The sequence below is a fragment of the Rhodococcus sp. 06-156-4 genome (assembly GCF_002259345.1).
In the GTDB taxonomy this organism is placed as follows: domain Bacteria; phylum Actinomycetota; class Actinomycetes; order Mycobacteriales; family Mycobacteriaceae; genus Rhodococcoides; species Rhodococcoides fascians_E.
Window position 1 is genome coordinate 126,689 of record NZ_NPGB01000028.1, and the last position, 13,584, is coordinate 140,272.

A 13,584-nucleotide genomic window follows, 5' to 3' on the forward strand; every position below is an offset into this window, starting at 1 on the left:
CACGCGTGTGATTCGACGAGAGCCACCGTTCCTTCCCCGCCAGGCTACGTCCTTTGCGTTTCGGGGTGTGCCCCGACCAGCAGTTGGGCCCGATCCGGCGGCCTGCGATCATGCGGCGAGCACCCCCGCGACGGGTGTCAGCGAGGCTCGGCCGACGCCAGCAACCACCGGTCTCCGCTCCGCTCGAGCTCGATGATCATGCGCGACGAATCGGTGCGGCCGTCGGGTGCCGCGAGGTTCCGTACTTGCTGATCGAGGAACACCGCGACGGTGGCTCGATCGTCGGTCAGTTCGACGATTCCGGCGGCGACGACGTGCCCGGTCGCGGTGCCCTGTCCGGTCGTCAGGAGGTCCTGCAGTTTCGTGGAGACGTCGCGGTAGGTGCCGGCGAATTCTTCGGTCGATGCGGCGGTCACTCGGTCGAGGTTCGCACCCGGATCGCCGAAGTCGTACGTTGCGAGTTCTTCGGTGTACTGCGTCGCCGACGCCAGTGCCGTGGACCGGAGGTCGTTCTGCTCGCGGTCGTTCAGGTGGAGGTATCCGAGGACGGCCACACCCACTGTGAGAGCGGCGATCACGACTGCGACGACGCGTGTGCGGAGTGTCATTTCCGTACTCCTTCCAGGAGTTGCTTCCAGTAGTTCAGTGCCTCCACACCGGTCGGGACGAGGAGGGGATTTTCGGCGATCGGGGGCCCGGTGACGCTGCCGGGGACGGTCGACCCGGACAGTCCGAGGTCGTTCGGTCTCGGTGCGTTCTGGGCGCCGCGCTGCTCGAGGTCGTCGCCGGGTGGGCAGTAGAGGTTCAGGTTCGCCTCGCGCGGTGTGGTGTCGCCGACGACGCGGCGTGGTGTGTCGTACCAGCAGACCGGGCCTTGGGTACCGACGAGGGTGAAGTCGCCTCGGTCGCCGTGCACGATGGATGTCAGTTTTCCGAGCGTTTCGGGCATCGCGATCAGCAGTGCGTCCAGTGCAGGGGTGCGGTCTGCGAGGACTCCGGTGACGGTGACGAGGTTGGTCATCAATGCGCCTACTGTTCCGCGCGTGTCGTCGAGCAGTCGCTGTGTTCGTGCCAGGGCGTCGGGTGATCGATCGAGTAGGTAGATCAACGACGGTTCCTGCGCGAGCAGTTGTTGGGTGACGTCGTCGGCGGCGCGCGCAGCTCCTGGCAGCGCGTCCGAGCGGGACGCGAGGGTATCCAGTATCGGTACCGAACGGTCGACGATGTTCGCCAGCGCGGGGGCGTGCTCGTCGAGCATCCGGCTGAGGGTGTCGGCGTCGTCGAAGAGTTGCTGCAGTTGGGTGCCGGTGCCGCCCACGGCGGCGCTGAACGTCTCGCCGATCGTGGTGATCGAGGCTGGATCGATGGATTCGGCGAGGGCCGCCATCCGGGCCAGCAACTCGTCGAGTCGAACGGGTGCCAGTTCGGGCGGAACGTCCAGGCTGTCGCCGTCGGTGAGGTACGGGCCTCGTTCGGTGGTCGGCGAGATGTCGAGGGTCTGGATTCCGAGGGCACTGTTGCTGGTCACGGATGCGGTGGATCCGACGGGAACGCGGGTATCGGGATCGAGGGCGATTCTCACCTCGGCGCCGCCTGCGGTGACCGAGACGTCGGCGACGGATCCGACCGCGACACCTCGGTAGGTCACACCGGTACCGACACCGATGTTCGACGCGTCGGCCATGGTTGCGTGTACGTCGATCGAGCCGCGCAGCGATTGCGATCCGAGCGCGTAGGTGCTGCCGACGACGAGTGCGACGACGGCGGTGATGGCAAACAACACCAGCTGTATGCGGACCGGCCTGTTCATCGCGGTGCCTCGGGGGCGAGCAGTTGATCCAGTGCCCCGGGGATGTCCGCGAGGCGACCCCCGGTGGTCAGTTCTCCGACGGTCTCGGGGAGGTCGAGTGCGCCGTCGAAGACGAGGTAGTCGCCGTGGACCGCACCGTTGAATCCGGCGATGAACTGGTTCATGTTGGTCAGTGCCGGAGTCACGGACGCGTTGAAGCTCTGGATCGAGTGCACGATGTGGGCCAGATCGTCGATGCCGTCGGAGATCTGGGACTGGTTGTCCGCGAACAGCTTCTGTGCGGAGGCTGCGAGTGACGCAGTGGAGTCGACGAGCGAGGCGATGTGGTCGCGTTGGGAGACGAGGAGCTCCATCGTGGGAGCGGCTACGGTCAGCCCGGCGTCGATCGCAGCGCGGTTGTCCGCCAGCATCGCAGAGACGGAGCGTGCCGCGGCCAGGACGCGGTCGAACTCGGCTTGGTGCTCGGCGGCGTTCGCCAGAATCCGGTCGGCACCGACCAGGAGCGTACGGATGTCGGGACCCCGGCCGTCGAACGCGGCGTTCAGCTCGGTGCCGATGGTGCGAAGTTGGTCGAGTCCGCTGCCGTTCAACACCAGACCCAGCGTGGCGAGCGACGTCTCGAGCTCGGGCCCGATCTCGGTGTTCTCGAGCGTGTCGCCGTCGGCCAGCGTGTCGTTGTTCGTCGAGGCATCGCCCGGGATCGTCAGCCGTACGTAGGGTTCACCCAGGGCGGAGGCGAGTTCCAGTGACGCCGTGACATCGGCCGGGAGCGGAACGGACTGGGACAGGCTCAGTCCCACCGCTGCGACGACGCCATCGGTGGACAGGTCGTCGACACGCCCGACCAGCTGCTGGCCGACGCGGACCTCGGTGCCGAGCCGAATCCGGTCGGCACGGGGAAATTGTGCGGTGACGTGGTAGTCGTCACCGTCCGCCGACCGGCCGACGGGGAGTTGTCCCAGACCGATACCGCAGCCGGACAACAGCATGCCGGACAACAACATACAGGCGGATACCAGCGCTGGACGTCTCATCGTGGTCCCCCCAACAGTTGCGGCAGGCCCAGCGGATCGGGCGTCTCGAACGGCACGGTGATCGGGTTGGTGATGCCTGCACCGGTGCAGATGGGCAACGCGTATTCGCGACACAGCGGTACCGCGGCGGCGAACTGGTCGAGATCGGTCGAGATGTTCAACCGGATCCGGGCGCGCTGGTCTTCGCCGATGGTGTTGCCGATGTTCTGCATCATCAGCGGCAGTACGTCCATGAATTCGGCGAACTGTGCTTCTCGCGCCGCGAACTGCCCGGTGAGTGCGCCCGCATTCTGCACCACGGCCCGCACGTCGTCCCCTCGGTCTGCCAGCAGTCGGTCCAGATGGTCGAACATCGATCTCAGCTGGGCGATGGGTTCCCCGATCTCGAGGTCCTGACGCTGTATCTCGTTCCCCAGATTCGCAAGCGAGTCGGTGACCGACTGCACCGCGCCCTGACGGGCCGTGACGGCGGTGATCAAGCGGTCGAGGTTATCGATCAGCGCACCGAGTTGTTCACTGTTGCCTCCGACGACTGCGGTTGCGCGCGAGATGTCTCCTATGGCGTCGTTGATCTGCGGCCCGAGACCGGCCGTCCTGTCGGCGAGGGCGGACAGAGCGCCCCCGACATCGGCGCCCTCTCCGCCGGTACCACTGTCGGGTCCGAGCGCTGTGGCGATGGTGTCGAGGCTGTCCTGCAGTTGGTCCCAGTTGATCGGGGAGTGACTGCGTTCGACTCCGATGACCTCGTCGCCGAGGACGGGTCCGCCGCGGTATGCCGGTCCGAGTTCGACGAAGCGGTCGCTGACGACCGACGGGTTCATGACGAATGCCTGTGCGTCCGCGGGGATGTCGACGTCGCCCGCCACCGTCATGGTCACGCGGACCGAGGTGCCCTGTGGAGCGACGGCGTCGACGGTCCCCACCGGGACTCCGAGGACCTGGACCGGGCTACCCGGGTAGATTCCGTTGATGTACGCGAAATCCGCGGTGACGGTGGTGTTGTCGCCGCTTCCGTGGAACACGAACCACGCGCTTGCGGTCACTGCGACGGTGGCGAGGGCGAGCGCGGCTCTCGCGGCGCGGGTGTTCATCGGGTGCAGCCCTGTTGAACTCCGAGGGAGCAGAGGAGGTTGTCCGGAATCGGTCCCGCGGGGGCGGAGACATCGACCCAGTTGCCGTTACCCGTGGCGTCGGTGACGGCGCGCAAGGCGGGAGGAAGTGTCGTCAGGAGCGTGTCGATGTTCTGTCCGTTCCGTTCGAGGGTGTCGGTCACCGACGTCATGTCGACCAGGAGACGGTCGAGTTCGTCGGCATTGTCGTCCAGGAACGCCGACGCGGTGCCGATCAGCGTTCGGAGGTCGGTTACCAAGCGGCCGAGTGCGGTTCGGCGATCCGACAACGTGGACAGCACGAGCTGTGCGTTCCCGAGGAGTGTCGTCATCGACTGGCTTTCTGCGGCGACGGTCGACGTCAGCGACTGCGCGACGTCGAGCAGGCTCGCTATCTTGTCGTCGTTGCGGGCCAGGACCTCCGACGCCGCACTGATACCGGTGAGAGCATCGGACATCACGGACGAGTCCTCCGGCACGGTCTCGCGCAGGGTGGTGACCATGGACTCGAGCGCGGATACGTCGAGTTCTTGGGCGACCGTGCGTACTTCGGTTCCGATGTCGTCGAGAGAGTAGGGAACCGACGTCCGTTCCGTCGGGATCGTTCGATCGTCGCCGACGGGTCCGCTTCCGTCGGGAACGATCTCGAGGTATCGCTTCCCCAGGATCGTGCGGAGTTTGACGGCAGCATGGGTGCGGTCGCCGAGCGGCTGGTCGCGGTCGAGTCGGAAGTGGACGTCGACGTGATCTCCGGCCAGTTCGACGCTGTCGACGCGTCCGGCCGGCACGCCGGCGAGGAACACGGGGTCGGCTTCGGTGAGTCCGCCCGCGTGCGCGAATTGTGCTGTGTACGGCGCAGTTCGAATCAGATACCAGCCCTGTGGAATCAGGAGGGCGGACGCGAGCAGGACTGTCACGGCGAGAATTCCGACGATGCCGAGTCTGGTGGTGTTCATCGGCAGATCTCCGTGTGCGCGTCGCCGAAGATGTTCGTCTCGGCGTCGCCCGCCTTCAGGGTGAAGTTGCAGGTGTAGAGGTTCAGCCAGCCGCCGTAGTCGCCGATGCTGTTGATGGAGCTCGCCAGCTCGGGCAGCAACGTCATCGTGCGATCGAACTGCTCGGTGTTGGGTATCCACGATCGGGTCGTCGCACGGAGATCGGCGACGGTGCCGTCGAGTGGCGCCGACGCGTCGGTCGCCAGTTCGGCCAGTGCCGCCACAGCGGTCGATCCGTCGTCGAGAAGAGTGATGAGGGAGTCGTTACGGTCGGCGACGACCCGGCTCATATCGGTCAATCCGGTGATCAGGCGGGTGATGTCGGCGTCGTGGCTGTTCATGGTCTGCAGTACCGCGTCGAGGCCGGCGATCAGGTCGCTGAAGATCTGGTCGTTGTTCGCGAGTCCCCGAGTCACGTCGGCGACGTGACGCAGCAGTGAGTCGACGGTGCCGGCTTCGCCTTGGAATGCGTCGGTGATGGACCGCGCCAGCGCGTTGACCTGACTGGGCTCGATGGCGTCGAACAGTGGTTTGAAGCCGTTGACCAGGGCCGTCAGGTCGACGGGTGGCGACGTGCGGTCCAGGGGAATCGTGGAATCGAGGGTGCCGGCGGGGTCTGCGGGTGGCACGAGCGCAAGATAGCGTGCACCGAGCATGTCGCCGTATCTGATTGCTGCCGTGACGTTTCCGGGAATCGGCACGGAGGTCTGCACGTCGAAATCCACCACGGCGATGGTTCTGGCGCCGTCGGCTTCGTAGCGCACGTCGTCGACCTTGCCGATCCGTACACCTGCGAGCGTGACGTCGTTGCCGGTGCGGAGCCCTTCGACACCGGTGAATTCTGCAGTGTGACTCCTCGTCTCACCGCTCACCGGCACACTGAGGGTGTCGACGACAACTACGGCGGACAGTAACCCTGCCACCGCGAACGCAGCGAGTGCGAACATCGGACGTGCCAGCGACGTCATCTGATGGTCACCTCCGTTCCGCGGAGAAGGGGAGCGAGCAGCATGGTGCTGGCCGGGTTCAACGGTTCCGATGTCCCGCTCGCGCTGTCCTGAACCTCGGCAAGTGCACAGTTCGGCCCGTTCAGCCCGGGGTAGCGGGGGCAGTCCGCCGCGGTGTAGGGCAGCGGCGACGAGAAGTCCGGGACGGCGGTGATGTCGAAGCGACCGGTCGCGAAGATCCGCGCTCCCGCTGCCCCGAACGGCGCGAACTGATCGAGTGTCGACGCCAGGCCGGATGAGTTCTCGGACACCGTGCCCAGTACGGGCGAGCCGCGACGAACGACGGTGATGGCGCCGGGCAGGTTCTCGTCGGCGACGGTCACTGCGGCGCCGCCGAGTCGCGCGGCCGTCGTCAGCAACGCTTCGACCCCGGTCGAGTGGTCCAGCATCGTCTGCGACAGGCTGGTCGCTGCCTCGATGGTCGCCAGGACGTCCGGTGTTGCCGCAGCGGCTGCATCGGCCACCTGCAGGGTCTGCGGGGTGCTGTCGAGGACGGCGTGGATGGACGGTTCGAGCGTCGTCGACAGTGATGCGAGCCGCTCGATCGTGGCGCCGAGTTGTTCACCTCGGCCGCGTAGGGCGGTGCTGATCGCCGTCAACGCGGCCTGTGTCTCCGCCGGTTTCAAGCTGTCCAGCAGGTCGGTGACCTGTCGATAGACCTCGCTCAGTTGCACGGCGTCCTGCCCGGTGTCCATCGCGAGTTCGTCGCCCGCACGCAGAGGTTCGGAGCCTGCCCCGTCATGGTCGACGAGGCGTAGGTAGACGTCGCCGAACAACGTCCGCGGTACGACGCGCACGAGCGCCGCCGCCGGGACCTCGGTGTCGAGGCGCATGGTGACGCGTGATCGATCGACGCCGCTGTCGATGTCCACGACTTTTCCGACCTGCACCCCGTGGTACTGGACGCCGATTTCACCGATCAGTAGGCCCGCGGACGACGGGATCTCCGCGTACACCTCGGGGGCACGTTCGAACGCGCCGTTCCCGTACGCCACAGCGGCGACGGCTGCGACCACGAGGGCTGCGGCCGTGGCCAGTCCGCGCAGGGCGAGCGCTGTCCGGCTCGGGCCTAGTACACGTGGTGTCACGACACACCGAGCCCGGGGACGGAGGGGACGACGCCCCAGAGAACGAAGGTGAGGAACACGTCGGTGATACCGATCGCGAGGATCGACGTACGAAGCGCGCGCCCGGCCGCCCGTCCGACGCCCTCGGGGCCACCGGATGCGTGAAAACCGTAGGAGCAGTGCACGAGTGCGACGATGATCGCGAACACGACGGCCTTGACGACCGAGTAGACGAGGTCGCCGGGGGACAGTGCGAGGTGGAAGTAGTAGTCGTAGGTCCCGGCCGAACTGCCCCCGAAGGTGACGACGACGAGACGCGTCGCGACGAACGTCGCGATGAGTCCGACCATGTAGATCGGCACGATGCAGATCACTGCTGCGATCACCCGAGTCGTCGCAAGAAACGGTATGGGGCGCACCGACATGGAGTCCAGCGCGTCCACCTCGTCGGAGATCCGCATCGCGCCGAGTTGGGCGGTGAACCCGGTCCCTACCTTGGCGGCGAGGGCGATGCTGGCGATGACGGGTGCGAGTTCGCGGGTGTTGGCGATGGCGGAGAGCAGGCCGGACAGCGATGTGAGGCCGATCAGGTCCAACCCTCGATAGGTTTCGACGCCGACCATCATCGCGGCGACGGCGGACATCGCGAACACGATGCCGATGGTTCCGCCGCCGGCAAGCAGTGACGCGTAGCCGAAGCTGACCTCGCCGACGTGCTGTGCCACGTGCTTGGGGTAGCGGCGAAGGGTGTACGGCACGGATGCGACGGTTTCGGCGTAGAACGTCACGTGACGGCCGAGTTCGGCGAAGACGTTCGTGACACCCCGGCCGCGTCGCCTCAGCCGAACGAAACTGTCGTAGTTCATCAGTAGGTCCCCACCGCGGGAACGATCACTGCATACAGTTGCGACAGAACGGTGTTCACGACGAACACCATGACGAAGGCGAGGACGACGGCTTCGTTGACGGCGTCGGCGACCCCGCTCGGTCCGCCCTTGGCGTTCAGGCCCTTGTACGACGCGATGAGAGTCGACGTGATCGCGAAGCACACGGACTTGACCATCGCCATCGCGAAATCGGACACCCGGCCGTATTCGCTGAACGTGGCGAGGAATGCACCTGCGGATTGGTCGGCGACGAAGACCTGGTAGAAGAAGCAGGCTCCCACCCCGACGACGGTGACCATTCCGCACACTGCGAGTGCGACGAACATCGAGGCGATCAACCGGGGCACGACGAGCCTGGCGATCACGTCGAGCCCCATCACCTCCATGGCGGCGATCTCCTCGCGGATGGTGCGCGAGCCGAGGTCGGCGCAGATCGCGGACCCGGCGACCCCCGCCAACATCAATGCGCAGACGAGTGCGGCGGCCTGGCCGACGACGACGAAGGCGACGACTGCGCCCGAATACGCTCCCGCGCCCAGTCTTCCGGCCAGCGACCCGACGGACACCGCGATCAACACTCCGATGGGAAGCATCAGCAACAGCGCGGGGATCGTGCACACCCGGGCGACGAACAAGGCCTGGGTGACCGTCTCCGTGAGGGAGAGCCTCCGTTGTGCGATCGTGGTGACCGTGCGGGTCGCCGCGGTGACCGAGAACGCGATCAGACCGCCGACCTGATTCGCGAGGTCGCGCGTCGGCGACGCTTTCGCCGCGGGGTCGACAGTCACCGGTTACGCGGGTGTCGGTGAATAGGACGTGCGCAGTGCAACTTTGACGACCTTGCCACTGGCGTTGCGGGGGAGTGAATCGACGACGACGAGTTCCTTGGGGTGCTTGTACCTCGCCAGGTGATCCCCGAGCCACGAGGTCAACTCGGCCAACGTGAGGTCGTCGGAGTCGCTCAGGGCGACCACGGCAACCGGGACTTCGCCCCACTTTCCGTCCGGGCGTCCGATGACAGCCGCCTCGAGAATGCGCGGATGCCCGTAGAGGACGTTTTCCACCTCGGCGCAGTAGATGTTCTCACCGCCGGAGATGATCATGTCCTTCTTGCGGTCCACGACGAACACGAATCCTTCGTCGTCCTGCCTGACCAGGTCACCGGAGTGGAACCAGCCGCCGTGGAAAGCGTCGGCGGTGGCGTCGGGGTTCTGCCAGTACTCCTGCATGAGAGTGGGTCCGCGGTAGACGATTTCGCCGATCTGTCCGGTCGGTACGTCGTTCATCTCGTCGTCGACGATCCGCGCCGACACGGTGGGTACGACGCGTCCGACCGAGCCCAGTTTGCGTAGCGCGTCCTTGCCGTCGAGCACGCAGGTGATGGGCGACATCTCGGTCTGGCCGAACACTGCCACGTTCAGGGCGTTCGGGAACGTCTCGGCCATGGCTTTCAAGATCGTGTCCGACGCCGGTGCCGCGCCCCACGAGATGACGCGAAGGCTCAGATCTCTCGGCTTGCGTGTCTGCTCGGCGCACATGGCCTGCCACTGCACGGGCACGAGGAACAGGGTGGTGACGCCTTCTTCGGCGAGGACGTCGAGAAGGGTCGAGGGGTCGAATGCACCGACGGGGTAGATCACTGTCGGTATGCCCAGTTGCAGACTCGGTGCGAGGCTGCCGAGAGCGGCGATGTGGAACATCGGCGATGCGCAGAAACCGACCTCGTCGACACCGTGCATCTGCAGTGCTCGAATACAGGTCAGCGACTGGGCCTGCATGTTGGAGTGTGTCAGCACAGCGCCTTTGGGTCTACCGGTGGTTCCCGAGGTGTACATGATCAGCGCGGGTGCATCGTCGCGCACGTCGACAGGTGGTGCAGGCTGCGCGTCGGCGAGCAGTTCTTCGTAGGCGTCGCCGACGACGATGATGTCGCCCAGTGAATCGACCTGTGCTGCAACTGCATCGGCCAAGGGGGACAGTGTCTCGTCGGTGATCAACAGGTGGGAACCGCTGTTCTGCGCGAGGTAGGCGACCTCGGGCGGAGTCATGCGGAAGTTCACGGGGACGGCCAGTGCGCCGAGTGCGTTGATCGCGAGCACGGCTTCCAGGTACTCGGGCCGATTGAGCATCAGGATCAGCACACGGTCTCCTGAGCCGACCCCTCGTCGGCTCAGGACGCCGGCGAACCTGCCGACCCGGCTGTCGAGCTGGGCCCAGGTGATGGTGGCGCCCTGGAAGCGCAGGGCAGTGGCGTCGGGCTGCATCAGCGCATGCCGACGAACCTGGTTGTTCCAATTGTTTCGAATCGAACGATGGGGTTCGTTCAAGGGAGCGGACATCGCTCTTCCTCTTTCGTCGAAGGCGGGATGTGCAGTGAGCGTACCGAAGGTCGGGCTTACCCGAGGGCAAATCGAGACGTTTGTTTCTGCATGTCATGTGCTGTCTAAGTTTGCCGTGATTCGCCTCTGTCGCCGAGTAGTGCGCCTACTCGATTGCGAAATTCCGGCGCAGTCAGCAGTTCGATCTGCCCTTCCCTCTCGCGCGCCAACGCATCGCCCAGAAGTGCAAGCGTCGATGCCGTCAGTGCGTGCTTGGTCAGCTGCAGGGCGCGGGCCGGTCCGTGTGCCAGTCGGCGCGCGACCGATGCGACCGTGTCGGCGAGCTCGTCCGCCGGAAGCGCCTGGGTGATCAGACCCGACGCGGCGGCGTCGCGCGCGGTCATCGGCTCACCGAGCAGTGCCATCGCGGTGGCTCGGGCGCGTCCTATCGCTGCCGGGACGAGCAAGCTCGCCCCACCGTCGGGCATCAGCCCGACGCCCGTGAAGGCCAGAAGAAACGTGGCGTCCTCGGCGGCGTAGACGAGGTCGGCGGCCAGTGCCAGAGACACCCCGATACCCGCGGCGATGCCGCTGACCTGTGCAATCACCGGAACGGGTGCGTCTATGACGGCCCTGATCAAGGAGGATGCGACGTCCATCGTGTGGTCTGCCTGCAGGCGTGCTTCGGCGTCGCTTCTCGGCTGGGCGCGGGAAAGTTCGACGATGTCTGCTCCGGTGCTGAACGCAGGTCCGCGCCCGGTGATCACGACGACCCGAACGCTCGGCCCGAGTGCGGTGAGTGCGTCGATCAGTGCGGTCGTGGTGGCGCCGTCGAGCGCGTTCATTCTTTCGGGTCGATCGATTTCCAGCGTGAGTACGCCGTCGTCTTCGGTTCTGTGCAAACCGTGGGTCATCGAGAGCTCCAGCCGGGTGTCAGGACGTGGGGCGGATGCAGGAGGGGTGCATGCGAATTGCCGCTAACTTAACTCCTCAAATCGAATGTCTGTCAAGGGTCGTGGAAAATTCCTGAACCGACGGGCCGGCGACGGTCACGCGCTATCATGGTTTCTGCTGCTCTCGAGCAGCTTCATGTGCGGTGGCGCGGTGACGGATGGAGGTGTGGTGACGGAAGCGGAAGTGACGGTGAAACGTCGTCGTCCTCGAAATCGGAAGGCGCAGATTCTCACGGCTGCGGCCGAAGCGTTCAGTGAACGTGGCTACCATCCGGTCGGCATCGACGACATCGCTGCGACGGTCGGCATCTCCGGCCCGGCGCTCTATCGTCATTTTCCGACGAAGTACGCACTGTTCGTGCACACCGTCATGCGGCTGGCGGATCAACTGCTGGCCGCGACGGATCCCGCGGTGGTCACCGAGGACGATCCGGAAGCGCGTGTCGAGGCCATGATCACCGCGATCATCCGTACCACCATCGACAACCGCCGGACCGGTGGTCTGTATCGCTGGGAGGGTCGGTACCTGATCGGCGAGGACAAGACGTCGCTGCGGGACAAGCTGTACACCCTGCACGGGCGCGTGGCCGAGCCGCTCCGTCGGGTGCGTCCGGCGTTGACGGAAGCCGACGCCGCGCTGCTGGCCACCGGTGCGATCAGTGTGGTGGCGAGCATGACTGCGCACCGAACCGCACTGTCCGCCAAGCAGATCGAGGTCACCGTCCTCCAGGCCGCGTGGTCGGTACTGAGGACGGATCTACCGAAGCTCTCGACGGACGAGTCGGGTGCGGAGCGCCGAGGCGGCGACGGAGGAGATTCCAAACGCGAAGTGCTGCTGCGGGAATCGATGCAACTGTTCTATCAGCGCGGTTATCACGACGTCAGTATCGAAGACATCGGCGCAGCAGCCGGCATCAATGCGTCGAGCGTCTACCGTCATTTCTCGAGCAAGGCCGACCTGTTGGCCGCGGCATTCCACCGCGCGAACGAAAGACTGATCGCGACACTGGACGAGGCGCTTGCGGTATCGACGGAACCGGAGGCCGCTATCGCGACACTGTGCCGGCTCTACACCGAGCTGACGTTCCGTCAGAGCGAGCTCGTGGCCGTCTACTTCGCGGAGATCGGCAATCTCCCGGCCGACCAACGGTCCGGACTTCGGAACGTACAGCGGCAGAACATCGAACAGTGGGCCCGGCTGCTGCGTGATGCGCGGCCCGAGCTGTCGGTGGTGACGTCACGATTCCTGGTGCACGCCGCACTCGGAATCGTCTTCGACGTCGGCCGCGCCGTGCGGTTCGATCGGTCCGACACCACGGTCACGCGGGTGACCGCGGTCATGACCTCGGTTCTTCTGAACTGAAGCTCAGTTCTTGCGCCGCGCCAGCGCGGACTTCACGCCCAACTGTGCGAGTACGACGATAACGCCGACGATCAGGCCGAGCAACGCCGACGCGAGGGTGTTGACGATCCACGCGAGGATCGGTCCGATCCCGGCGATGTCGTGCACCGCTTCCTCGCCGTGGTGGACGAGTTCGTAGAGGGGATGGAAGCCGAGCTCGTCGATGCCGACGAGGAGGATGTGGCCACCGACCCACAGCATCGCCGCGGTGCCGACGATGCCGAGAAACGACATGACCTTCGGCATCGCCTTGACGAGCCCACGGCCGAACTTCTCGACGAATCCCGTCGACTTGTCCGCAAGGCGCAACCCGATGTCGTCCATCTTCACGATCAAACCGACGACGCCGTAGACGATCACCGTGATGACGACGGCCACGACGGCGAGGATGATCAGCCTGCTCCAGAAGCCTTCGGCAGCAATCGTGTCGAGCGCGATGACCATGATCTCGGCGGAGAGAATGAGGTCGGTGCGGACGGCGCCGGAAACGACGGAGTCCTCGTCCTTCGGCTCGTCGGCGGCCTCGTCGTGGTGGTCACCGTGGCCGAAGACGGCGCCCCAGATCTTGTGCGCAGCTTCGTAGGCGAGGTAGCAACCACCCAGCATCAGAATCGGTGTCAGCAGCCACGGCAGGAATTGGCTCAGCAGCAACGCGATCGGAAGAATGATCAGCAGTTTGTTGCGCAGCGAACCGATCGCGATGCGTTTGATGATCGGAAGCTCACGCTCGGCAGCGAGGCCGCGGACGTACTGAGGCGTCACCGCGGCGTCGTCGATCACGACACCCGCAGCCTTGGCCGTCGCACGTCCGGTTGCCGCTCCCACATCGTCGATGGAGGCCGCGGCCAGGCGCGCGAGTGCGGCCACATCGTCCAACAGGGCAACAAGTCCACCCGCCATCACTGGCCTCCACTTCGAATCGTCCGAACTGCGGCATCACCGCAGGCAGCCCACTCGAGAACGATACCGCCTGCACAGGTAATGCTTTGGTCAAGCAAAGTT

The 13,584-nt window shown here is 65.6% G+C and carries 13 protein-coding genes; 1 reads left to right on the forward strand and 12 read right to left on the reverse strand.

Annotated features, from left to right (window positions below):
- Positions 1-137: 137 nt before the first annotated feature.
- From CH290_RS20495 to CH290_RS20545, 11 genes are all read right to left on the reverse strand, one after another.
- On the reverse strand, positions 138-608 hold the full coding sequence (locus tag CH290_RS20495) for an Rv1363c family protein (protein ID WP_033190071.1): 471 nt from the start codon (positions 606-608) through the stop codon (positions 138-140).
- Positions 605-1,810, reverse strand: coding sequence for an MlaD family protein (locus CH290_RS20500; protein ID WP_033190072.1), 1,206 nt, complete (start codon positions 1,808-1,810; stop codon positions 605-607). Before CH290_RS20500 ends, CH290_RS20495 begins: the two co-directional genes overlap by 4 nt.
- Positions 1,807-2,844 (reverse strand): MCE family protein, encoded by a 1,038-nt coding sequence (locus tag CH290_RS20505; RefSeq protein WP_230621044.1) that lies wholly within the window; start codon positions 2,842-2,844, stop codon positions 1,807-1,809. Before CH290_RS20505 ends, CH290_RS20500 begins: the two co-directional genes overlap by 4 nt.
- On the reverse strand, positions 2,841-3,935 hold the full coding sequence (locus tag CH290_RS20510; RefSeq protein WP_033190074.1) for an MCE family protein: 1,095 nt from the start codon (positions 3,933-3,935) through the stop codon (positions 2,841-2,843). Before CH290_RS20510 ends, CH290_RS20505 begins: the two co-directional genes overlap by 4 nt.
- A complete protein-coding gene (locus tag CH290_RS20515) occupies positions 3,932-4,909 on the reverse strand; it encodes an MCE family protein (RefSeq protein WP_033190075.1) in 978 nt (325 codons plus the stop codon). Before CH290_RS20515 ends, CH290_RS20510 begins: the two co-directional genes overlap by 4 nt.
- Positions 4,906-5,916 carry an MCE family protein gene (locus CH290_RS20520; protein ID WP_033190076.1) on the reverse strand — a complete coding sequence of 337 codons (1,011 nt, stop codon included), beginning with the start codon at positions 5,914-5,916 and terminating at the stop codon, positions 4,906-4,908. The genes CH290_RS20515 and CH290_RS20520 overlap by 4 nt, the downstream gene beginning before the upstream one ends.
- Positions 5,913-7,043, reverse strand: coding sequence for an MCE family protein (locus CH290_RS20525; RefSeq protein WP_033190077.1), 1,131 nt, complete (start codon positions 7,041-7,043; stop codon positions 5,913-5,915). Before CH290_RS20525 ends, CH290_RS20520 begins: the two co-directional genes overlap by 4 nt.
- Positions 7,040-7,888, reverse strand: coding sequence for an MlaE family ABC transporter permease (locus CH290_RS20530; protein WP_080732928.1), 849 nt, complete (start codon positions 7,886-7,888; stop codon positions 7,040-7,042). Before CH290_RS20530 ends, CH290_RS20525 begins: the two co-directional genes overlap by 4 nt.
- Complete coding sequence (locus CH290_RS20535; protein ID WP_033190078.1) at positions 7,888-8,697, reverse strand: ABC transporter permease; 810 nt, start codon at positions 8,695-8,697, stop codon at positions 7,888-7,890. The genes CH290_RS20530 and CH290_RS20535 overlap by 1 nt, the downstream gene beginning before the upstream one ends.
- 3 nt (positions 8,698-8,700) lie before the next feature.
- Positions 8,701-10,248: a fatty-acid--CoA ligase FadD5 gene (gene fadD5 / locus CH290_RS20540; RefSeq protein ID WP_052083221.1), complete on the reverse strand. Its 1,548-nt coding sequence runs from the start codon at positions 10,246-10,248 to the stop codon at positions 8,701-8,703.
- 104 nt (positions 10,249-10,352) lie between these two features.
- The gene (locus tag CH290_RS20545) at positions 10,353-11,141 is read right to left on the reverse strand and encodes an enoyl-CoA hydratase-related protein (RefSeq protein ID WP_170947542.1); all 789 of its coding nucleotides are present in this window, start codon (positions 11,139-11,141) and stop codon (positions 10,353-10,355) included.
- 175 nt (positions 11,142-11,316) lie between these two features.
- Between CH290_RS20545 and CH290_RS20550 the strand changes: the two genes are divergently transcribed.
- The gene (locus CH290_RS20550) at positions 11,317-12,543 is read left to right on the forward strand and encodes a TetR/AcrR family transcriptional regulator (RefSeq protein WP_020111019.1); all 1,227 of its coding nucleotides are present in this window, start codon (positions 11,317-11,319) and stop codon (positions 12,541-12,543) included.
- Positions 12,544-12,546: 3 nt separating this feature from the next.
- Here CH290_RS20550 and CH290_RS20555 read toward each other — a convergent pair whose 3' ends face one another.
- Complete coding sequence (locus tag CH290_RS20555; RefSeq protein ID WP_033190080.1) at positions 12,547-13,482, reverse strand: DUF808 domain-containing protein; 936 nt, start codon at positions 13,480-13,482, stop codon at positions 12,547-12,549.
- Positions 13,483-13,584: the final 102 nt, after the last annotated feature.

Bases quoted from the DNA above. Each gene is read 5' to 3' on its own strand.
- CH290_RS20530 (WP_080732928.1), bottom strand. From the start codon at position 7,888: ATGAACTACGACAGTTTCGTTCGGCTGAGGCGACGCGGCCGGGGTGTC.
- CH290_RS20520 (WP_033190076.1), bottom strand. From the start codon at position 5,916: ATGACGTCGCTGGCACGTCCGATGTTCGCACTCGCTGCGTTCGCGGTG.
- CH290_RS20495 (WP_033190071.1), bottom strand. From the start codon at position 608: ATGACACTCCGCACACGCGTCGTCGCAGTCGTGATCGCCGCTCTCACA.
- CH290_RS20510 (WP_033190074.1), bottom strand. From the start codon at position 3,935: ATGAACACCCGCGCCGCGAGAGCCGCGCTCGCCCTCGCCACCGTCGCA.
- CH290_RS20545 (WP_170947542.1), bottom strand. From the start codon at position 11,141: ATGACCCACGGTTTGCACAGAACCGAAGACGACGGCGTACTCACGCTG.
- CH290_RS20500 (WP_033190072.1), bottom strand. From the start codon at position 1,810: ATGAACAGGCCGGTCCGCATACAGCTGGTGTTGTTTGCCATCACCGCC.
- CH290_RS20505 (WP_230621044.1), bottom strand. From the start codon at position 2,844: ATGAGACGTCCAGCGCTGGTATCCGCCTGTATGTTGTTGTCCGGCATG.
- CH290_RS20550 (WP_020111019.1), top strand. From the start codon at position 11,317: ATGTGCGGTGGCGCGGTGACGGATGGAGGTGTGGTGACGGAAGCGGAA.
- fadD5 (WP_052083221.1), bottom strand. From the start codon at position 10,248: ATGTCCGCTCCCTTGAACGAACCCCATCGTTCGATTCGAAACAATTGG.
- CH290_RS20515 (WP_033190075.1), bottom strand. From the start codon at position 4,909: ATGAACACCACCAGACTCGGCATCGTCGGAATTCTCGCCGTGACAGTC.
- CH290_RS20555 (WP_033190080.1), bottom strand. From the start codon at position 13,482: ATGGCGGGTGGACTTGTTGCCCTGTTGGACGATGTGGCCGCACTCGCG.